General features: G+C 67.3%; 18 protein-coding genes and 2 tRNA genes. 12 read left to right on the top strand and 8 right to left on the bottom strand.

Annotated elements, in window-relative coordinates; translation table 11 throughout:
* The first annotated feature begins 10 nt into the window (after positions 1-10).
* The 7 genes from RCF13_RS11275 (at position 11) to RCF13_RS11245 (ending at position 9,679) form a co-directional block, all read left to right on the top strand.
* Positions 11-3,133 (top strand): efflux RND transporter permease subunit, encoded by a 3,123-nt coding sequence (locus tag RCF13_RS11275; RefSeq protein WP_231352355.1) that lies wholly within the window; start codon positions 11-13, stop codon positions 3,131-3,133.
* A gap of 146 nt (positions 3,134-3,279) precedes the next feature.
* On the top strand, positions 3,280-5,457 hold the full coding sequence (gene yccS / locus RCF13_RS11270) for a YccS family putative transporter (protein WP_154351520.1): 2,178 nt from the start codon (positions 3,280-3,282) through the stop codon (positions 5,455-5,457).
* Positions 5,458-5,597: 140 nt separating this feature from the next.
* Positions 5,598-6,392, top strand: a complete 795-nt coding sequence (locus RCF13_RS11265; RefSeq protein WP_061478213.1) for an SDR family oxidoreductase — start codon at positions 5,598-5,600, stop codon at positions 6,390-6,392.
* A gap of 98 nt (positions 6,393-6,490) precedes the next feature.
* The gene (locus RCF13_RS11260) at positions 6,491-8,380 is read left to right on the top strand and encodes an MFS transporter (protein ID WP_308141185.1); all 1,890 of its coding nucleotides are present in this window, start codon (positions 6,491-6,493) and stop codon (positions 8,378-8,380) included.
* A 229-nt stretch (positions 8,381-8,609) separates the two neighbouring features.
* Positions 8,610-8,897, top strand: a complete 288-nt coding sequence (locus tag RCF13_RS11255) for a CD225/dispanin family protein (protein WP_005419784.1) — start codon at positions 8,610-8,612, stop codon at positions 8,895-8,897.
* 34 nt (positions 8,898-8,931) lie between these two features.
* Positions 8,932-9,210 carry a CD225/dispanin family protein gene (locus RCF13_RS11250; protein ID WP_005419785.1) on the top strand — a complete coding sequence of 93 codons (279 nt, stop codon included), beginning with the start codon at positions 8,932-8,934 and terminating at the stop codon, positions 9,208-9,210.
* A 43-nt stretch (positions 9,211-9,253) separates the two neighbouring features.
* Positions 9,254-9,679, top strand: coding sequence for a DUF2752 domain-containing protein (locus RCF13_RS11245; protein WP_005419786.1), 426 nt, complete (start codon positions 9,254-9,256; stop codon positions 9,677-9,679).
* A 485-nt stretch (positions 9,680-10,164) separates the two neighbouring features.
* Here the strand turns inward: RCF13_RS11245 and ampE are convergent, their stop codons facing one another.
* The 5 genes from ampE to RCF13_RS11220 form a co-directional block, all read right to left on the bottom strand.
* A complete protein-coding gene (gene ampE / locus RCF13_RS11240) occupies positions 10,165-11,052 on the bottom strand; it encodes a regulatory signaling modulator protein AmpE (protein ID WP_072168916.1) in 888 nt (295 codons plus the stop codon).
* A gap of 146 nt (positions 11,053-11,198) precedes the next feature.
* On the bottom strand, positions 11,199-12,104 hold the full coding sequence (gene nudC / locus RCF13_RS11235; RefSeq protein WP_061478193.1) for an NAD(+) diphosphatase: 906 nt from the start codon (positions 12,102-12,104) through the stop codon (positions 11,199-11,201).
* 119 nt (positions 12,105-12,223) lie between these two features.
* The gene (gene erpA, locus RCF13_RS11230) at positions 12,224-12,616 is read right to left on the bottom strand and encodes an iron-sulfur cluster insertion protein ErpA (protein WP_134969324.1); all 393 of its coding nucleotides are present in this window, start codon (positions 12,614-12,616) and stop codon (positions 12,224-12,226) included.
* A 31-nt stretch (positions 12,617-12,647) separates the two neighbouring features.
* Positions 12,648-13,112, bottom strand: coding sequence for a polymer-forming cytoskeletal protein (locus RCF13_RS11225; protein ID WP_049415389.1), 465 nt, complete (start codon positions 13,110-13,112; stop codon positions 12,648-12,650).
* Between the two features lie 4 nt (positions 13,113-13,116).
* Complete coding sequence (locus RCF13_RS11220) at positions 13,117-13,860, bottom strand: DUF6776 family protein (RefSeq protein ID WP_005419791.1); 744 nt, start codon at positions 13,858-13,860, stop codon at positions 13,117-13,119.
* A gap of 179 nt (positions 13,861-14,039) precedes the next feature.
* On the opposite strand from RCF13_RS11220, the gene RCF13_RS11215 reads away from it, so the two are divergent.
* The 3 genes from RCF13_RS11215 to RCF13_RS11205 are packed head-to-tail and all read left to right on the top strand — an operon-like array spanning position 14,040 to position 18,827.
* Complete coding sequence (locus tag RCF13_RS11215; protein WP_061478194.1) at positions 14,040-14,657, top strand: DUF4126 domain-containing protein; 618 nt, start codon at positions 14,040-14,042, stop codon at positions 14,655-14,657.
* 44 nt (positions 14,658-14,701) lie between these two features.
* A complete protein-coding gene (locus RCF13_RS11210; protein WP_154351523.1) occupies positions 14,702-16,591 on the top strand; it encodes an EAL domain-containing protein in 1,890 nt (629 codons plus the stop codon).
* Between the two features lies 1 nt (position 16,592).
* Complete coding sequence (locus RCF13_RS11205; protein WP_134968150.1) at positions 16,593-18,827, top strand: ATP-binding protein; 2,235 nt, start codon at positions 16,593-16,595, stop codon at positions 18,825-18,827.
* Between the two features lies 1 nt (position 18,828).
* On the opposite strand, the gene bfr is transcribed toward RCF13_RS11205, so the two are convergent.
* The 3 genes from bfr to RCF13_RS11190 all read right to left on the bottom strand — a co-directional run bounded on the left by bfr (position 18,829) and on the right by RCF13_RS11190 (position 20,479).
* Positions 18,829-19,299 carry a bacterioferritin gene (gene bfr, locus RCF13_RS11200; protein WP_005419804.1) on the bottom strand — a complete coding sequence of 157 codons (471 nt, stop codon included), beginning with the start codon at positions 19,297-19,299 and terminating at the stop codon, positions 18,829-18,831.
* A 142-nt stretch (positions 19,300-19,441) separates the two neighbouring features.
* On the bottom strand, positions 19,442-19,651 hold the full coding sequence (locus tag RCF13_RS11195; RefSeq protein WP_005411309.1) for a bacterioferritin-associated ferredoxin: 210 nt from the start codon (positions 19,649-19,651) through the stop codon (positions 19,442-19,444).
* 204 nt (positions 19,652-19,855) lie between these two features.
* Positions 19,856-20,479, bottom strand: a complete 624-nt coding sequence (locus tag RCF13_RS11190) for an RNA pyrophosphohydrolase (protein ID WP_005419809.1) — start codon at positions 20,477-20,479, stop codon at positions 19,856-19,858.
* Between the two features lie 121 nt (positions 20,480-20,600).
* Here RCF13_RS11190 and RCF13_RS11185 point away from each other — a divergent pair.
* Together RCF13_RS11185 and RCF13_RS11180 are read left to right on the top strand one after the other, a co-directional pair.
* Positions 20,601-20,677, top strand: a tRNA-Met gene (locus RCF13_RS11185).
* Between the two features lie 55 nt (positions 20,678-20,732).
* Positions 20,733-20,807: transfer RNA gene (locus tag RCF13_RS11180), tRNA-Gln, on the top strand.
* Positions 20,808-20,955: the final 148 nt, after the last annotated feature.

Below are 20,955 nucleotides of genomic sequence, written 5' to 3'. Positions count from 1 at the left end.
GGGCCGCGCGATGAACCTGTCCGGTCCCTTCATCCGCCGCCCGATCGGCACCGCACTGCTGGCCATCGGCCTGTTCATGGTCGGCCTGATCTGCTACCTGCGCCTGGGCGTATCGGCGCTGCCGAACATCGAGATCCCGGTAATCTTCGTGCATGCCAGCCAGTCCGGCGCCGACGCGGCGACCATGGCCTCGACCGTCACCGCGCCGCTGGAACGCCATCTCGGCCAGCTGCCGGGCATCGATCGCATGCGCTCGTCGAGCTCGGAAGGCAGCTCGCTGGTGTTCATGATCTTCCAGAGCGGCCACAACATCGATTCGGCGGCACTGGATGTACAAACGGCGATCAACTCGGCCCAGGCCGACCTGCCCTCGGGCATGGGCTCGCCGATGTACCAGAAGGCGAATCCGAACGACGACCCGGTGATCGCCATCGCGCTGACCTCGCAGACGCAGTCGGCCGACGAGCTCTACAACGTGGCCGACTCGCTGCTGGCGCAGCGCATCCGCCAGATCAGCGGCGTCGCCTCGGTCGACATCGCTGGCGCGTCGACGCCGGCGGTGCGCGTGGATGTCAACCTGCGCCTGATGAACGCGTTGGGCCTTACCGCCGATGACCTGCGCAACGCAGTGCGCGCGGCCAACGTGACCTCGCCCACCGGCTTCCTCAGCGATGGCAACACCACCACGGCGATCATCGCCAACGACTCGGTGGCGCGCGCCGCCGACTTCGCCGACCTGGTGGTCAAGACCCAGGGCGACGGCCGGGTGATCCGGCTGAAGGATATCGCCAACGTCTACGACGGCCAACAGGATGCCTACCAGGCGGCGTGGTTCGACCACAAGCCGGCGGTGGTGATGTACGTGTTCACCCGCGCCGGCGCCAACATCGTGGAGACCGTGGACCGGGTCAAGGCGCAGATCCCCACCCTGCGCGACTACCTGCAGCCGGGCACCACGATGACGCCGTACTTCGACCGTACGCCGACCATCCGTTCGTCGCTGCATGAAGTGCAGGTCACCCTGCTGATCAGCCTGGCGATGGTGGTGCTGACCATGGCGCTGTTCCTGCGCCGGCTGGCCCCCACCCTGATCGCGGCGGTGACCGTGCCGCTGTCGCTGGCCGGCGCCGCGCTGGTGATGTACGTGATGGGCTTCACCCTGAACAATCTGAGCCTGCTGGCGCTGGTGATCGCGATCGGCTTCGTGGTCGACGATGCGATCGTGGTGATCGAGAACATCATGCGCCACCTCGACGAAGGCATGCCGCGCATGCAGGCGGCGTTGACCGGTGCGCGCGAGATCGGCTTCACCATCGTCTCGATCACCGCCTCGCTGGTGGCGGTGTTCATCCCGCTGCTGTTCGCCAGCGGCATGATGGGCGCGTTCTTCCGCGAGTTCACCGTCACCCTGGTGGCGGCCATCGTGGTCTCGATGATCGTCTCGCTGACGTTGACCCCGGCGCTGTGCAGCCGCTTCCTCAGCGCGCACGACCACAGCGCGCCGCCGTCGCGTTTCGGCCGCTGGCTGAACGCCGGCCACGAGCGCATGCTGCGCATCTACACCGTGTTCCTCGATTTCTCGCTGCGCCACGCGCTGCTTCTGTCGCTGACGCCACTGATCCTGATCGGCGTCACCATCTTCCTGTTCGGCGCGGTGAAGAAGGGCGCGTTCCCGCCGCAGGACACCGGCCTGATCTGGGGCCGCGCCAACTCCAGTGCCACCGTGTCGTTCGAGGACATGGTCGCGCGCCAGCGCCGCATCACCGACATGCTGATGGCCGACCCGGCGGTGAAGACGGTGGGTGTACGCCTGGGCAGCGGCCGCCAGGGCTCCAGTGCACAGTTCAACATCGAGCTGAAATCACGCAGCGACGGCCGCCGCGAAACCACCGCGCATGCGTTGGCGCGCCTCAGCGCCAAGGCCGATCGCTATCCCGACCTGCAGCTGCGCCTGCGCGCGATCCAGGACCTGCCCAGCAACGATGGCGGCGGTTCCAGCCAGGGCGCGCAGTACCGCATCTCGCTGCAGGGCAACGACTTGGCCGCACTGCAGGAATGGCTGCCCAAGCTGCAGGCGGAACTGAAGAAGAACCCGAAGCTGCGCGACGTCGGCACCGACGTGGACAATGCCGGCCTGCGCCAGAACATCCAGATCGACCGCGCAAAGGCCGCGCGCCTGGGCATCACGGTGGGCGCCATCGACGGCGCGCTGTACGGGGCGTTCGGCCAGCGCCAGATCTCCACCATCTATTCGGACATCAACCAGTACAGCGTGGTGGTCAATGCCCTGCCCTCGCAGACCGCCACCCCGGCGGCGCTGGATGAGGTGTACGTGCGTGCGCGCAACGGCGACATGGTGCCGATCACCGCGGTGGCTACGCAGATGCCTGGCCTGGCCCCATCGCAGATCACCCACGAGAACCAGTACACGACGATGGACCTCAGCTACAACCTGGCTCCCAACGTGAGCATGGGCGAGGCCAAGGCGATCATCGACGCGACCGTGGCCGGCATGCGCATGCCCGGCGACATCCGCCTGGCCGACGATGCGGGCTTCGGCTTCAACTCCGATCCCAGCGACATGCTGATCCTGGTGTTCGCCGCAATCCTGACCGTGTACCTGGTACTGGGCATGCTCTACGAGAGCCTGATCCACCCGGTCACCATCCTGTCCACGCTGCCGGCGGCCGGTGTCGGTGCGCTGTTGGCCCTGTTCGGCACCAACACCGAGCTGTCGGTGATCTCGATGATCGCGCTGGTGCTGCTGATCGGCATCGTCAAGAAGAACGCGATCATGATGATCGACTTCGCACTGGTGGCGCAGCGCGAGCATGGGCTGGCGCCGCGCGATGCCGCACGCGAGGCCAGCATCGTGCGCTTCCGCCCGATCATGATGACCACGATGGTCGCGATCCTGGCCGCAGTGCCGCTGGCGATCGGCCTGGGTGAAGGGTCCGAGCTGCGCCGCCCGTTGGGCATCGCGATGATCGGCGGCCTGCTGTTCTCGCAGAGCCTGACCCTGCTCAGTACGCCGGCGCTGTACGTGATCTTCTCCTGCCTGGCCGAGCGCTGGCGCACCCGTCGCGCGCGCAGGCGCGAAGCGAAGCTGCTCAAGCGCGCGCAGCAGGCGTAGTAGAGCCCATCCACGCATGGCGTGGATCTACTTCTAGGTGCTGCGAATCTGCCGGCCAGCGGCCGGCACTACCGGTATTCCTGCGCAGGCTGTCCCCTTCACCCCGCACCCGCAATAATGGTGGAAGACCCTTCCACCGAGCCTGCATGTCCGCCCGCCAATCCCGCCTCAGCCGCCTGTGGGCCCACGAAAAGGCCAGCTACGGCCTGCGCGTGTTCATCGCGCTGACCGCGGCCGTGGCCGTGTGCTGGCAGTTCGAGGCGCTGACCGCCCTGCCCGGCGTGTTCCTCGGCATCATCGCAAGCGCCATCGCAGAAACGGACGACAACTGGTGGGGCCGGATCAAGGCCGTGGTGTTGTCACTGTTGTGCTTCTGCATTGCGGCGGCCTCGGTGATCTGGCTGTTCCCGTGGCCGTGGATCTTCATCGGTGCGCTGGCACTGTCCACCTTCGGCCTGACACTGCTTGGCGCGCTCGGTGAGCGCTACGCATCCATTGCCCAGGCCACGGTGACGCTGGCGATCTACACGATGATCGGCTTGGAGCAGCATGGCGCCAGCGACCTGCACAGCGCGCTGGACGCGGTCAGCCATCTGCTGGCCGGTGCAGCCTGGTACGGGCTGCTGTCGATCCTGTGGACTGCGCTGTTCGCCAACCGGCCGGTGCGCGAACGCGTGGCGCGGCTGTACGTTGAGCTGGGCCGCTACCTGCAGCTGAAGGCTGCGCTGTTCGAGCCGGTGCGCGAAGCCGACCTGCAACGTCGCCAACTCGACCTGGCCGAACAGAACCGGCGCGTGGTCGGTGCGTTGAACGAGGCCAAGACCGCGATCCTGGCCCGCTTCGGCCGTTCCGGGCGGCCGGGCGTGAACTCCGGCCTGTACCTGCGCCTGTATTACATGGCACAGGATTTCCACGAGCGCGCCAGTTCCTCGCACTACCCGTATGGCGCGCTGGTGGACGCCTTCTTCCACAGCGATGTGCTTTACCGCTGCCAGCGCCTGCTCGATCTGCAGGGCCAGGCCTGTGCCCGCCTGGGCGAGGCGATCCGGCTGCGTCGTCCGTTCGTATACGGCGAAAGCAACCAGCAGGCCGGGCGCGACCTGGCCGACGCGCTGGCCTACCTGCGTGACCAGCAGCGCCCGCAGTGGCAGCGCCTGCTCGGCTCGCTGGACCTGCTGGTTCACAACCTGCGCAGCATCGAGCGCCGCCTGCTGGATGCCGAACGTTCCGAAGCCAGCCTGGACAACGTCGACACCCGCCTGCGCGACAGCAACCCGCATACCCTGCGCGAGATGGGCGTGCGCATCCGCCAGCAGCTCACGCCCGGCTCGGTGCTGTTCCGCCATGGCCTGCGCATGGCACTGGCGCTGATCGCCGGCTTTGCAGCGATCCGGCTGTTCAATGCGCAGAATGGTTCATGGGTACTGCTGACCATCGTGTTCGTGTGCCGGCCCAACTTCGGCGCCACCCGCCAGCGCCTGGCACAGCGCATCGTCGGCACCGTCGCCGGACTGGTGCTGACCTGGGCACTGCTGCAGCTGTTCCCGCAGCTGCACGTACAGCTGCTGATCGCACTGCTGTCGGCACTGTTGTTCTTCTTCACCCGCACCGACCGCTACCTGGTGGCATCAGCCGCGATCACCGTGATGGCGCTGACCTGCTTCAACCTGATCGGCGATGGCTTCGTGCTGATCGTGCCGCGCATGGTCGATACGCTGCTGGGCTGCGCGATCGCCGCCGCCGCCGCGTTCCTGATCCTGCCCGACTGGCAGGGCCGCCAGCTGCATCTCGTCCTGGCACGCGTGCTGGATACCGCCGCTCGCTACCTGGATTCGGTGCTGGGCCAGTACCGCAGCGGCATGCGCGACGACCTGGCCTACCGCATCGCCCGCCGCGACATGCACAACGCCGACGCCGCGCTGTCCACCGCACTGTCGAACATGCTGCGCGAACCCGGCCACGTGCGCCGCAACCTGGATGCCGGCTTCCGCTTCCTGGCGCTGTCCAACACGCTGCTGGGGCATCTGTCGGCGCTGGGTGCGCACCGCGACCAGGTGGACAGCTACGCAGGCGATCCACTGGCGCTGGCCGCGGGCGATCGCGTGCGCAAGGCACTTCAGCAGCTGGCGACGGCGCTGACCGCGCGGCAACCCGTCGCGGACGATGACAACGACGCCGACCGCGCGGTGGCCGCCGAGCTGGAGCAGATCGACGAGGCGATGCCGCCGAAACTGCAGTTGATCCGTACCCAGATGGCGCTGGTGCTGCGCATGCTGCCGAAGGTGCGTGCAGCGGCCAATGAGGCGGTGACCAACCTGACCTGATCCCTCATCGCTGATCGGGCGTCCCATCCACGCACGGCGTGGATCTGCTGCGCTGCGTGCAACGGCGCGTTGCACCGGGCGATGCAGTTCGATCACGCCGCCACGCGGATACTGGGCAGCTCCCGCCCCGGATCATCACCATGAAAATCGAACTCAGCGGCCGCACCGCGCTGGTGACCGCCTCCACCGCCGGCATCGGCCTGGCCATCGCCCAAGGCCTGGCCAGCGCTGGTGCGCGGGTCATTGTCAATGGCCGCAGCACCAGCAGCGTCGAGCGCGCCCGCCAGCATCTGCTCGCGGCCGTGCCGGGAGCCGACGTACTCGGTGTCGCCGCCGACCTCTCCGATGCGGCCGGTGTCGATACGCTGCTGGCTGGGCTGCCGAAGATCGACATCCTGGTCAACAACGCCGGCATCTTCGGCCCAGAGGATTTCTTCCAGACCGATGACGCCACCTGGGAGCGCTACTGGCAGACCAACGTGATGTCCGGCGTACGCCTGTCGCGTGCGCTGCTGCCAGCGATGGTCGATGCCGGCTGGGGCCGCGTGCTGTTCATTTCGTCCGAATCGGCGCGCAACATCCCGGCCGACATGATCCATTACGGGGTCAGCAAGACCGCGCAGCTGTCACTGTCGCGCGGCCTGGCCAAGCGCGTGGCCGGCAGCGGCGTCACCGTCAACGCGGTGCTGCCTGGCCCGACCCTGTCCGATGGCTTCGCGGCGATGTTCGAGGATGAACGCCGGCGCAGCGGCAAGCCGCTGGAGCAGATCGGCCGCGAGTTCGTGATGGCACACCGGCCGTCCTCGGTGATCCAGCGCACTGCCACGGTCGAGGAAGTGGCCAACATGGTGGTGTACCTGGCGTCGCCGCAGGCTTCGGCCACGTCCGGTGCGGCACTGCGCGTGGATGGCGGCGTAGTCGACGATATCGTCTGAGTCCGACGGCAGGCGTGCGGACCAACGGTCCGCACCCACAGGTCCGCACCCACAGCGGATGGGCAGGAATGCTAGGCTGCGCCGGTCAAGGAGGTTCCATGTCCGGTCACAACCAGTTTGCCCTGCTCCGCCAGCGCCGTTTCCTGCCGTTCTTCGTGGTACAGGCGCTCGGTGCTTTCAACGACAACGTGTACCGGCAAGCGATCATCAGCATGTTGCTGTTCATGGCCGTGCCAGAGGAGGAACTCGGGCTGTACGCCACGTTGGCACCGGCCATCTTCATCCTGCCGTACTTCCTGTTCTCGGCACTGGCCGGGCAGATCGCCGACAAACTGGAAAAATCGCGGCTGATCGTCATCACCACCACCATGGAGATCGTGATCATGTCGCTGGCGGCCGCCGGCTTCCTCACCCAGAGCCTGCCGGTGTTGCTGGTCGCCCTGTTCTGCACCGGCATGCAATCGACCCTGTTCGGCCCGGTGAAGTATTCGGTGCTGCCGTCGGTGCTCAGGCCCGAGGAACTGACCGGCGGCAACGGCCTGGTCGAGATGGGGACCTCGATGTCGATCCTCTCCGGCATGATCGTCGGCGGCCTGGTGTTCACCGTGGCCGGCAGCCACGGTACGGTGGTGGCTGCGTGCGCGATCATCGCCCTGGCGGTCTGCGGCAACATCGCCGCGCGCCTGATTCCCAGGGTCGATGCCGGCGACCCGACCCTGAAGATCAACTGGAACCCGTTGCCGGAATCGCTGGCGGTACTGCGCATGGCGCGCCAGCAGAAGGCCGTGCGCAACTCGATCCTGGGCGTGTCCTGGTTCTGGTTCGTTGGCACCGTGCTGACCTCGCAGCTACCGGCCTACGCAGTGACCAACCTGGGCGGCGAGCCGACCCTGTACATCTTCGCGCTGGCCCTGTTCTCGGTGGGCACCGGCGTCGGCTCGCTGCTGTGCGAGAAGCTGTCAGCCCGTACGGTGGAAATCGGCCTGGTACCGCTGGGGGCGTTCGGCATGACCGCGTTCCTGCTCGACCTGTACTTCGCCCGCAGCGGCGAAGCGACGGTGCACGGGCTGACCATCGCGCCGTTCCTGCAGCAGCCCGGCAGCATCCGCATCGTCATCGACCTGATCGGCATCGGCCTGTTCACCGGCATCTTCGTGGTGCCGCTGTTCGCACTGATCCAGAGCCGCACGCCGAAGGCGCAGATGTCGCGCGTGTTCGCCGCACTGAACATCCAGAACTCGGGCTTCATCGTCGCTGCGGCGTTGCTGTCGCTGGCCGCGCACAAGCTGCTGCACTGGACCATTCCGCAGCAGTTCCTGGCGCTGGCCATCGCCAACGCGCTGGTGGCGATCTACATCTTCACCATCGTCCCCGAATTCCTGATGCGCTTCCTCAGCTGGTTGATGGTGCGCACCCTGTACCGGCTGCGCCCGCATGGCATCGAGGCCAACGTGCCCGACGAAGGCGCCGCACTGCTGGTCTGCAACCACGTCAGCTACATGGACGCGCTGATCCTGTCGGCGACGATTCCGCGCCCGGTGCGCTTCGTCATGTACTACAGGATCTTCAACATCCCGGTAATGCGCTGGATCTTCCGGACCGCCAAGGCAATCCCGATCGCCGGTGCGCGCGAAGACCCGGCACTGATGCAGCGCGCGTTCGACGAGATCGACGCTGCGCTGGCCGAAGGCGAACTGGTCTGCATCTTCCCCGAGGGTGCGCTGACCCGCGACGGGGAGATGGCGCCGTTCAAGTCCGGCGTCGAGAAGATCCTCGAGCGGCGGCCGGTGCCGGAGGTGCCGATGGCGCTGCGCGGCATGTGGTCGAGCATGTGGAGTCGCCGCGACAGCCGCCTCGGCCGCATGCGGGTGCCGCGCCGTTTCCGCGCTACCGTCGAGGTCGTGGCGGCACCGGCCGTCGATGGCCACGCCACCCGCGCCCCGGTGCTGGAGGCGCAGGTGCGGGCCCTGCGTGGCGATCACGCCTGATCGGCCCGGCGGCCGCCGGTAGCGCTTCCAAGCGATAGCCCCAATCCCCGGAATGACGGCCTCTGTCTCATGACAGAGGCCCGTCAAATAGCGCCCAGTCAAGGGCCATACACGCCACCATCTGACTGTAAACGCATACATGCAGCGCAGGTTGAGGTAGATTACGCACCCACAGGGGGGAGGTTCGGCCAATGCACCAAGGCCGGCCACCAAGGAATGGAGTCTTGCTTTGAATCAACCGCCACCGCTCAGCCGTCCGGTCTACATCCCCAACCATCTGGTCTGGGCGATCCTGACGACGCTGTTCTGCTGCCTGCCGTTGGGCGTGGTGTCGATCGTCTATGCCTCCCAGGTCGATGGCCGCCGCGCGGCCGGCGACCTGCCGGGGGCCTACAGCGCGTCGCGCAAGGCGGGCTGGTGGGCGGTGGCTTCGGCCGTGGCCCTGCCGGTCCTGTTGTTGTTGTGGTTCGGGCTGTTCGGCGGCTTGGCCGTACTGGGCGCTCTTTCCGACCAATGATTCACCACCACCACCCATCAAGGAGCTTGAACCCATGAATACCGCCACTCCGCAGGTCCCGAACAATCTGGTCTGGGCCATCCTGAGCACCCTGTTCTGCTGCCTGCCGGCCGGCATCGTGTCGATCGTCTACGCCGCCCAGGTCAACGGCAAGCTGGCCGCTGGCGACATCGCCGGTGCCCAGGAATCCTCGGCCAAGGCCAAGAAGTGGGCCATCTGGTCGGCCATTGCCGCCGTCGTGGTCGGCGTGCTGTACGGCATCCTGATCGTCGCTCTCGGCGGCATGGGTGCGATGAGCAACAGCGGCTACTGATCCGCGTGGACGGATCCGGCGCCTGCGCCGGATCCGTTGCTGCATGTCCGCCCTGCCCACCCGATCCCGACTGGCCCGCTGGGCACCACTGCTGGCCGCCACCGGCCTGGCCGCCGGTGCCGCGCTGGTGCTGCGCAACGTCAATCCGTATGTCGCCGGTAATCCCTTGCCGAGCTGCCCGCTGTACGCGCTGACCGGCCTGTACTGTCCGGGCTGTGGCAGCACCCGCTGCCTGTATTCGCTGGTCCATTTCGACCTGCCCGGCGCGATGGCGATGAACCCGCTGCTGGTCATCAGCCTGCCCTTCCTGCTGCTGATGCTGCTGAACGTCGCCGGCATCCGTCCGCGCCTGCTGGACCCGCTGATGCGGGTGCTGGCCAATCCCACGTTCTGGCTCTGGGTACTGCCCGGGTATGCGCTGCTGCGTAACCTGCCGTGGGCACCGTTCACGGCGCTGGCACCGGTCTAGTTTCCAGCCAACGGCGCAGCCCCTCGTGGTGGGCGGCGTTTGAAGGCAGAAGCCTTGGGGTCGGCCGGGCGGGATGGGTTTGCGGGGGACGCCGTGAATCCGTCCGTGGAGGCTTGGCCGCGGCATCCATGCCGCGGACACCCCCGCAAACCCATCCCGCCCGGCCACGGACAGTTTCCGTGTGCGTCCACCACGGAAAAGAAAAAGAAGATCAAAAGCGAAAGCGGATCGCTTCGCTGCGCTCGCTCGGAGCCGAGCATGGCTCGGCTCTACAGAACATCCGTCATCGGGAAACTGTCGGGGGTGGGGCGGTGTGGGGCTGCAGGACCGTTGGCGCCATGGATGGCGCCATCGAGCCCCCAGGGAGGGGTTTACGGCGTGTCCTGCAGCCCCACACCGCCCCGCCCAACCCTCAGCAACCCAGAGCCGCTTTGGCTTTGGCGTTGGCCTCTGCAGGTGCAGGGCTGCAAGCCCTGCCAGAACACCTACGTCACCCAGCCTGCAATCACCAGCAACGCGAGGATCGCCAGCCACAGCAGCAGCATCCGCCACACCAGGCTCATCGCATCACGCAGGTCCGGCAGCCGCTGCCACACCGGCAACAGCCCCGCCTCGGTGTAATCGTGCGCGTCCTCGCGCAGCTCGGCGTTGACGCTGGCCCGCGCCACCGCGCCCAGAAACCCGATGGTGCCGACCAGGCGTTCGCCATGGGCCTGGCGCCAGGCCTTCCACGCCGTATCGAAGTTGCCGACCAGCGCCATCGAGAACGCCATCAGCTGCGCTACCGGCCACTCGATCCAGCCCAGCAGGCGCTGGGCCAGCGCCAGCGGCTCCACCGGCACGCGTGCACGCATCGGGCTTTCCGCCATCAGCGCCAGCAAGCGGTAGCCCAACGCACCGGCCGGGCCCAGCAGCAGGAACCAGAACAGCACCGCGAACCAGCGACGCAGCGCATTGAGCACGGTCGCTTCGACCAGCGACGGCACGTCTTCGCGCAGGCTGCCACCGGCGGCCTGCAGGTTGCGCACGGCTGCCTGCCGCGTCGCGGCGTCGTCCGCATCAATGATCGCTTCGATATCGCGATCCAGGTCGCGCGGCCCCCAGCACCAGGCCAGCACGGCCACGCCCAGCAGCAGGGACGGCAGGCCGAACAGCACTCCGCGCAGCAGCCACGCCAGCAGCCCCATCAGCAGCAGCGGCGGCAGCAGCGCCAGCGCCACTCCAGCCGGTCCCTGCCAGGCCTTGCCACCACGCGCATCCAGCCAGCCCAGCCAGCGCCGGAAGCCGTCGAAACGGCGCATCGAGGCGGCAGCGGCCGGGGCAACGTGGCCCAGGGCCAGCGCCACCAGCACGGCGGCCAGAGTGGTGAACATGGCAGGTCTCCCTACGAAACAGAACGCTCGGCGCCGCTACCTTACCTGTCGCAGCGGTGCCCTCGCGGGTGAACCGGACTGTAACCCGGGCCGTGTTCAGGTGGCGGCAATACAGCTGCCACGATCGGCCCGGCCGAAACGCCGGCTCAGCCTCGCTGCTGGCGGTACCAGTGTTCGATCAGGCTCCGCGAAATCGAGATCGGTGGCGACAGGCGGATGCCCTGGCCGTCGTCCTCCACATCGCGCGCCAACGCGGCGCCGACCTCGTCGGCACTGAACCAGCGCGCGTCTTCCAGCTCGCCATCCACGGTCGGCAGGTCGTCATGCGCCTGTGCACGGAAGCCGACCATCAGCGCGCCGGGGAACGGCCACGGCTGCGAACCGAGGTACTGGCAGGCGGTCACCCGCACCTTGCTCTCCTCATGGACTTCGCGCACCACGGTCTGCTCGAAGGTCTCGCCAGGTTCGACGAAGCCGGCCAGCACCGAGTAACGGCGCGGGGCCCAGTTCGACTGTCGGCCCAGCAGCAGCCGGCCCTGGTTTTCCACGGCGACGATCACCGCCGGATCGACGCGCGGATAGTGTTCGGTGGAACACTGCGCGCAACGGCCGACGAAGCCGCCACGGGCAAACGCCACCGCGCCGCCGCATACGCCGCAGAAGCGGGTGCGCGAGTGCCAGTAGGACATGCCACGGGCATAGCTGAAAGCGGTGGCATCGGCCATCGGCCACAACAACGCAGCCTGGCGCAGATCCAGTCGGCGTGGCGCGCTCACGGTGACATTGGTGGCTTCGACCGAGAACCATGCCTGATCACCGCGAAGCCCCAGGAAAACTGCGGCGCCCGGGCCACCGCCGACGTCGGCGCCGGTCAGCGCCAGCGGCTGGTCGTCATCGCCGGTGAAGGCGCTGCCATCGTGATCGAGGACGAGGATGCGCGCGCCCGGCCACAGGCGCGCCAGTGCATCGGCATCTTCGCGCAGGGCATCGGCGCGCTCCAACGGTTCGCCAACGAAGGCAAAACCGGAAAGCGGCGAAGGAGTATTGGGCATCCGCCAAGCGTGCCGCCAATCGATGCAGGTGGCAAGCCGCAGGCTTTGCGGAAACCGCCTGTGGGTGTGGAGCTTGCTCCACACACCTTGTCGCGCGGGACACAGGCCCCGCGCCCTGCTTACATGCTGAAACTGCTGCCGCAGCCGCAGGTGGTCTTTGCGTTCGGGTTGCGGATCACGAACTGGGCACCCGTCAGGCTCTCGGTGTAATCCACCTCCGCGCCCATCAGGTACTGCAGGCTCAGCGGGTCGACCAGCAGGGTCACACCGCTGGTCTGTACCGCCAGGTCATCGTCGGCACGGTTCTCGTCGAACTCGAACCCGTACTGGAAGCCCGAACAGCCGCCTCCCTCGATGTACACACGCAGGGCCAGGTCGGGGTTGCCCTCTTCCTGGATCAGGGATTTGACCTTGGCGGCCGCCGACTCGGTGAAGTTCAGCGGGCGCTCCAGCGATTGGTAATCGGGCGCGGCAACCGGGGTGGCGCCGGGCAGGGAGACTAGCGTGCTCATGCTGCCAGCATGGGGGTGCCGACGACGGCTTTCAAGCCATCGCCTCGGCCAGCTTGCGACGCGCGGCGGTATCGCCCTTGCCATCCGGGGCGTCTTCGCCTTCCGGAGCCGGCAAGGCTGCCATCGGGGCGCTGGCATGGATCAGGCGGCCGTTCAGCTGCGCGCCCGCGTTCATCTCCACCACCTGGTAATGGACGTTGCCATTGACCCGTGCGCTCGGGGTCAACTCGACCTTCTCGGTAGCGTGTACATCGCCGTCCAGGCGGCCACTGATGACCACCACCTGGGCCCGGATCTCACCTTCGATCACGCCGTGCTCGGCAACCGTCAGGGTCGCACCACTGGCGCCTTCGGCGGCGATCACCTTGCCGTGGATGCGGCCTTCCACATACAGGCCACCACTGAATTCCACATCACCGCGGATCACCACCTGGTTGCCGATCAGGGCGTCCACCACCAGCTGGCCTTCACGGTTGGATTTGCTGCTTCCGAACATCTGCCTACTCCCCTTTGCTGGCCGGCGCACCGGCCTGTTTCCAGTCGAATACCTGGGTGGTACCCCCCGTACCACTCCCCAATGTCACCCGCACGCGTTGCGGGGTGAAGTCAGCCGGCAGCATCACGCTGCCGGTGAGCTGCTGGAAGTACCGGAACGAGTAGTCCTGTCCCGGCACCTTGCTGCGCTGGTGCAGATCATCCCAGCTGATCGTGGCCAGCTTGCCGTTCTTCACGCCTTCCACGGTGAAGCGCATCTGCCCCTGGCTGATGGCCCCACGGTTGAGGTTCTGGGTCAGCACGGCGGTGTACTGCCAGGTGCCGGCCGCTTCCGGGCTGAACTCGATCGAATGGGTGTTCAGGCCCTTGCGCTGGCTGGTCGAGCCGACCAGCCGCTCATAGAAGGCAACATCGGCGCGCAGCCCGGCGATTTCCTCATCGCGCTCGGCCAACGAGGACTGCACCTCGGTATTGGCGGCACGGCTGATGCGGTCGGAGGCTTCCAGCGTGGCCTGCTTCTGGCGCAGCTCGGTCAGCTGCGCCTGCAGCGCCTCGGCACGCTTCTCGGCGGCCTGCAGGCGCTGGCCCTGGGCATCGCGCGGGGTGGCCATCCAGCAGCCGCCAAGCACCGCCAGCACCAGGCTGAGCAGCCAGATGCCGCCGATCACCAGCAGGCGGCGACGGTCGGCAGGCGGTTGCGGCGCGCCGGGCAGGCGGACCTGCACGCGCATGGGAGGACGGTTGGTCATGGGTGGTTTCCGGGGTATCGCAAGGGCGACACCGGTACGGCCCCTGTGGCAAACGACGGGCTAGTGTATGACAGGACGGGTGGGTTTCCTGCGCAGTGGCCGGCCACGGTCTGTGGCGTTCAGGCACGCCATCGTCGATAGTGTGGCCCCCTGCACAGTTCCGTCGCCGGAGCACCGCCATGACCGAAGCCCACCTGTTCGTGATCGGCATCCTGCTGGCCTGGCTGGCCGGTATCCGCGTCTACCTCACCGTGTTCGGTGTCGGCCTGGCCGGGCTGCTTGGCTGGGTCGACCTGCCCCCCGCCCTGCAGGCCACCGAATCCTGGTGGGTGCTGGGCACCTCGGCGACGCTGGCGGTGGCCGAGTTCTTCGCCGACAAGATCCCTGGCGTGGATTCGGTGTGGGACCTGGTGCAGACGCTCGCGCGCGTACCCGCCGGCGCATTCCTCGCGGCGGCCACGCTGTCGCCGGATGGCCAGCTGGGCACCGGTGCGCTCGCCGCCGGTGCCGGCGTCGCCCTGGCCAGCCATGGCCTGAAGGCCGGTACCCGCGCCCTGCTCAACACCTCGCCGGAACCGGCCAGCAACTGGGTCGCCTCTGCGGCCGAAGACACCGTCGTGATCGGTGGCCTGGCCCTCGCCCTGGCACACCCGTGGATCGCGCTGATCGTGGTGCTGGCCTGCAGCCTGGCCGGTGCGCTGCTGGTGTGGCTGGTCTGGCGCGCCCTGTGGAAGGGCGTGCGCTGGCTGGCGCGCGGTGCATCGGCAGCACCGCCAGGGCACACCGGTACCGGCTGAGCGCCGGGCTTGTCGCATAATGGACGCGAACACCAGGAGCACCGATGGCCGCAAACGAATCCCCCGCGGGCGCCCGCCCGGGACGCGCTGAAACCCCTCCGGCCGACCATTGGCAACGCTGGGCCCCCGAGACGGCACCTCCGGCCGTGGACCCACCGATGGCGGCGACCCCATCTCCTGTCGCGGCCGATGCGTCCACGCCGGCCAACAGCGCGCCGCCGCCGCTGCCCGGCCCGGTCGCACTGGCCGACGCCGGCAACAACGATCTGGCCCCGTCGCCATCGGACTCGCCCTACCGCGTGCTGATCGTTGAGGATGATCGCGCGCAGGCCCTGTTCGCGCAGAGCGTGCTGCACGGCGCCGGCATGCAGGCGATCGTCCACAACGATGCCGATGCCGCGCTGCAGGCCATCAAGGAGCACCGCCCCGACCTGATCCTGATGGATCTTCATCTGCCCGGCCTGGACGGCATGCGCCTGACCGCGCTGATCCGCCAGCAGCCCGGCCTGCAGCTGCTTCCGATCGTGTTCCTCAGCGGTGATCCGGATCCGGAGCGCCAGTTCGAAGTCCTCGACAGCGGCGCGGACGACTACCTGAGCAAGCCGATCCGGCCCCGCCACCTGATCGCAGCGGTGGCCAACCGCATCCGCCGCGCACGAGCCCAGGCCGCCACCCTCCCCGGCGCCACCGGCGCACCGGCCACCAGCAATCCGGAAACCGGCCTGCCGACGCGCCACCACGTGCTGCAGCAGCTCAACACCGCACTCGCCCACCGCGATCAGGGCGGCGTGTTCTTCATCGAAGTGGCCAGCGCGCTGGGCCTGCGCGAACGCTATGGCTATGCCGCGTTTGAACGGCTGATGGTGCAGGCCGGGCAGCGCCTGGCCGAAGCCGGCCATCCGCACCTGCTGGCACGCCTGAACGACAACAGCTTCCTGCTGCTGGCCCGCAATACCGATGAAGACAGCCTGGAAAGCATCGCCGCGACCCTGCGTGAGCAGCTCTCGGCGCGCGCCTTCGTGATCCGCGACGATGAATCGGTGCACCTGCGCGGCGTGGTGGGTTACGCGCCGCTGTCGCCGGGCTTCGACGATGCCAACGCTGCACTGGAAGCGGTCGAGCGCACCACCCTGCAGGCACGCCTGCTCAGCGCCGGCGTGGCGGGCCACGTGCACCGCCAGGCCGTCACCGAACAGGAACACCTGGCACTGCTGGAAGGCCAGCTGGAGCTGGCCTATCAGCCGATCGTCGCCGTCGCCGGTGGCAACACCGCGCAGTACCAGCTGCTGCTGCGCCTGCGCCAGGCCGATGGCACGGTGCTGGCGGCCGGCCAGGTGATTCCCGCCGCCGAGGCGGCAGGCCGCATCGCCGACCTCGACCAGCAGGTGATGGACCATGCGCTGGGCCTGCTGGACCTGTACCGGCACGCAACGCAGCCGCTGAACCTGTTCGTCTCGCAGTCGCTGCGCACGCTGCAGCGCGATGCCTTTGGCGACTGGCTGCTGGAATCACTGCAGCAGCGTGACCTGCCGGGCAGTGCATTGGTGATCGACGTGCGCCTGCCGGACGCACTGATCCACACCGTGCCGCTGCAGCAGTTCTGCCAGCGCATGGCCAGTGCCGGGGTGCGCTTCTGCCTGAGCCAGTTCGAACCCAGCGGCGAGGCCGATGCCCTGCTGAACCAGCTGCCGCTGTCGTTCGTGCGCATGGCTGCGCGCTTTTCCAGCAGCCATGCCAATCCGGCCACGCGCGAGGAGCTGCGCAAGGCGATCGATCAGGCCCATGCCGCCGGGCTGCAGATCATCGGCCAGCAGATCGAGGATCCGCAGGCTGCGGCGGCGATGTGGGTCGGCGGCGTCGACTACATCCAGGGCAACATGGTGCAGTCGGCCGGCAGCGACCTGAACTTCGACTTCCACAACGCGGTGCTCTGACGTGCCGCTGTGGGGCGTGCTGCTGGTTGCCCTCGCCGCGGCCACCATCGCGCTGATGGTGCTGGGCCTGCGGCTTCGTGCGCGCGACCGTGCGCTGGCGCAGCTGCAGCGCACGCACGGCGCGCTGGCCGCTGAACGGGACCAGCTACGCCATACCACTGAACGCCAGGGCCAGTTGGAACAACAGCTGCTGCAGGCCAAGCAGGCCGCCGAGGCGGCCGTGCTGGCCAAGGGCGAGTTCCTGGCCACGATGAGCCACGAGATCCGCACCCCGCTCAATGGCATCCTGCCGATGCTGGAGCTGATCGCACGCGGGCCACTGGGCGAGGACCAGCGGCAGATGCTGGCCACCGCCTCGGCCAGCTCGCAGCAGCTGCTGCGCATCGTCGACGACATCCTCGACTACTCCCGGCTGGAAGCACAGGCGCTGGAGCTGGAAATCACCAGCTTCAACCTCCGCGATCTGCTCGATGGCGTGGTGCAGCTGATGCAGCGCGCCGCCGACGCCAAGGGCCTGGCACTGGGCCTGCAGCTGGATCCATCGGTGCGCCTGCCGGTGCGCGGCGACCCGGTGCGCCTGCGCCAGGTGCTGAGCAACCTGCTGGCCAATGCGATCAAGTTCACCGCCCGCGGCCAGGTGCAGCTGCGTGTGCTGCGCCTGGGCGAAGGTGCCGCGCAGCACCAGCTGCGCTTCGAGATCATCGATACCGGCATCGGCATCGACGACACGCTGCAGGCACGCCTGTTCCAGTCTTTCAGCCAGGCCGACGCATCCACTACGCGCATCTACGGCGGCACCGGTCTGGGCCTGGCCATCTGCAAGCGCATCATCGACCTGATGCATGGGCGTATCGGTGTGCAGTCCACGCCCGGCCAGGGTGCTACGTTCTGGTTCGAGATCCCGCTGCTGAAGGTTCCTGGCGACCTGCCGGCGATGACGCGCGCGCCGGCACCGCTGCTGCTGTTCAGTGCCGATGCAACGCTGCAGGCACGCATCGAGCGCATCGCTGCCCACCATGGACTGCAGGTGCAGGTGCTGGCGCAACTGGACAGCGTGGTCGAGCGCCTGCGCGCTCCCGCGCGGCCCGGAAAACCGGCACCCGCCTGGCTGCTGGTCGATGCGCGCGCACGCCGCAATGGCGAGGCCACGCTGCAGCTTGCACTGGGAGAACGCGGCGACGACGATGCACTGCAGGTACTGTGGCTGCAGGAGGATGCGATTGCGCAACGCCCCCGCCAGCGCCAGCTGCCCTCTCACTTCGACGACGCCGCCCTGCATGCACTGCTGGCGGCACCGGTCGCCTCTGCCCGCCCCGCTGCGCTGCTGGCCAGCGCGGAACACGAGCAACCGGCTGCCACGCTGCCGCCGCTGCATCTGCGCGTGCTGGTGGTGGAGGACAATACGGTGAACCGGATGGTGGCCGAGCAGCTGCTGCGGGTGTTCCAGTGCGAGGTGCGCAACGCCGCCGATGGCGAACAGGCCCTGGCCGCCCTTCGCGAAGGCGGGCTGGACATCGTGCTGATGGATTGCCAGATGCCGGTGCTGGACGGCTACGCCGCCACGCGCCGCTGGCGCGCCGAAGAAGCGGAAACCGGGCGTGCGCGACTGCCGATCATCGCGATGACCGCCAATGCGATGGCCGGCGACCGCGAGCGCTGCCTGCAGGCCGGCATGGACGATTACCTGTCCAAGCCGATCGCGCGCGCAACGCTGCATGCGCTGCTGCAGCGCTGGGGTGGCGGTAAAGCGGCATCACCTGCACGGCCTTCTGTAGAGCCGGGCCATGCCCGGCTGACGGCCAATTGCAGTCGCACGCCTTCAGCCGAGCATGGCTCGGCTCTACCGAATCCGGAAAAGCAGGTGGCGCCAGCACCACAACCGGTGCTCGACCGCGATGTGCTGGATGAACTGCACGCGGTGATCGGCGATGCTGCCACCCAGATCGTCACGGTGTTTCTTGAAGATGTGCCGGCGATGGTGCAGCAGTTGCAGTTGGCCGCGTGGAACAGCGATGAACCGCGCATGCAGGCCGTCGCGCACAGCCTGAAATCATCAAGCGCGAACGTGGGAGCGTTGTCGCTGTCGGCGATCGCGCAGCGGATCGAGCACGAAGCCCGTAGTGGCAGCCTGCAGCGCCCCGCAGTGGCGGTGGCGCTGCTGGTTGCGGAATTCGCCCGGGCGCGCGTTGCACTGACGGGCTACCTGGCACAGCATCGCGCCGGCCAGGACCGCTGATTCACTCTTCCAGCTTGCTCAGCAGGTACTTCGGCTCGCCGATGCGCTCGATCAGGTCGAGCTGGGTTTCCAGCCAGTCGATGTGTTCTTCCTCCGAGTCGAGGATCTTCACGAACAGCTGGCGGCTGACGTAGTCACCGACCGAATCGGAATAGGCCACGGCCTCGCGCAGGGTGACCACGCCATCGCGTTCCAGCGACAGGTCGCACTGCAGGATCTCGGTCGGGTTCTCGCCGATGCGCAGCTTGCCCAGCGCCTGGAAGTTCGGCAGGCCTTCAAGGAACAGGATGCGGTCGGCGAGCATGTCGGCATGCTTCATCTCGTCGATCGATTCCTTGTACTCATGTTCGGCCAGTTCCTTGATGCCCCAGTTCTTCAGCATCTTGGCGTGCAGGAAGTACTGGTTGATCGCGGTCAGCTCGTTGTAGAGGACCTTGTTGAGGAATTCGATGACCTTGGTGTCGCCCTTCATGGGGATGCTCCTGCACACTGAAAACGCAGGCACTTTAACGCCTTGCGTGCGGTCGTGAAGGAACGCGAATCGTGCGCATTGGCCTATGCGGCCACGCGTGAAGGATGCGGAAGCGCGGCGTCAGCGCGCCGCGAAAGAGACGTCAGGCGACCTGGGCCAGACCGAGGACCGGCAGCGGCAGATCGTGCGTCGCGCGTGCCTTGGCCAGCAGGTCGCCGGCCATGTCCAGGCACGAACCGCAGGTGGCACCGCAACCGGTACGCATGGTCAGTTCGGCCACCGTGCTGACGCCATGGCTGGCGGCTTCGCGGATCTGGTGGTCGGTGACTCCGTTGCAGATGCAGACGTACACAGGCGGGAACCGGGCTGACAGGCCAGAAGCGGCCTGTTGCGTATTCCAATGGAAACGAGAATGGTTGTCAATCAGAGACCTGAACCATTCTCGATACCGTTCAGAGTCGGATTGACCGGCCCGGCGGGCAGCCAGGTCCTGCTGGAAACAGCCGGCGGGGGACGCGTTGTGACGGATCGACCCACAGCCTGCGTGGCCTCCCATTCAAACCGCCCCGGACTCCCCCTTGGCCTTGCGCGGCCAGTAGCCGCCGCGCTTGGGCGTGCGCTTCCGGGGCCTGTCGTGGCCGGCTGCGTGGCCCGGCATCCAGGCCTCGGCGGCACTCTTGGGCATGGCGCTGACGCCCTGCCCGGCCACCCCGCGCGCCAACGGCGCCAGATGTCGCAGAGCGCGCGCATAGACGCCACGCTTGAACATCACCACGTGCTCCACCGGGTACCAGAAGTCCACCCAGCGCCAGTGGTCGAACTCGGGCGAATCGGTATGGTCCAGCTGCACATGCGATTCGTCGCCGGTCAGGCGCAGCAGGAACCAGACCTGCTTCTGGCCGATGCAGACCTGCCGCTCATTGCGGCGGATGGCCCGCGCCGGCAGCTTGTAGCGCAGCCAGCCGGGCGTCGCCCCGAGCACTTCCACGTGCTCAGGCAGCAGGCCGGTCTCTTCCTGCAGTTCACGATACATGGCCTCGACAGGCGTCTCGTCGGTGTTCATGCCGCCCTGCGGGAACTGCCAGCCGTCCCGGCGCACACGTCGTGCCCAGAACACCTGGCCGTCCTGCCGCATCAGCACAATGCCGACGTTCGGTCGATAGCCGTCCGGATCGATCACGATGCGGACTCCTAAGAAAATCTACTGGTCGGGACTATCCCATGCCCTCTGTCGACCCACAAGCACGACACAAAAGTGTTGACAGGGTCGATACACATCCGCAGAATAGCGGGCTCACCAAGGCTATGTAGCTCAGCCGGTTAGAGCACAGCACTCATAATGCTGGGGTCGGTGGTTCGAGTCCACCCATAGCCACCACACTGAAAATCAAGTTGTTTTTCAGTGTGAAAAGTGAGAAAATAGTTGCACGTTTTGCCCCGTCGCCAAGCGGTAAGGCACCTGACTCTGACTCAGGCATTCGGTGGTTCGAATCCATCCGGGGCAGCCAAATTAAAAGCAAAAGGCCAGATCGAAAGATCTGGCCTTTTGCTTTTAATTTGGTCGCGCATTCCACCTTATCCCCGCGCCTGTCGGCGCGCCCCCTTGAACAACAAGGGGGCTCTTCTCCAGAGAGAGGCCCGGGGTCGGATCCTTTT

The sequence above is a fragment of the Stenotrophomonas maltophilia group sp. RNC7 genome, assembly GCF_030910085.1.
In the GTDB taxonomy this organism is placed as follows: Bacteria; Pseudomonadota; Gammaproteobacteria; order Xanthomonadales; family Xanthomonadaceae; genus Stenotrophomonas; species Stenotrophomonas sepilia.
This window is presented reverse-complemented; position numbering and strand designations above follow the sequence as displayed.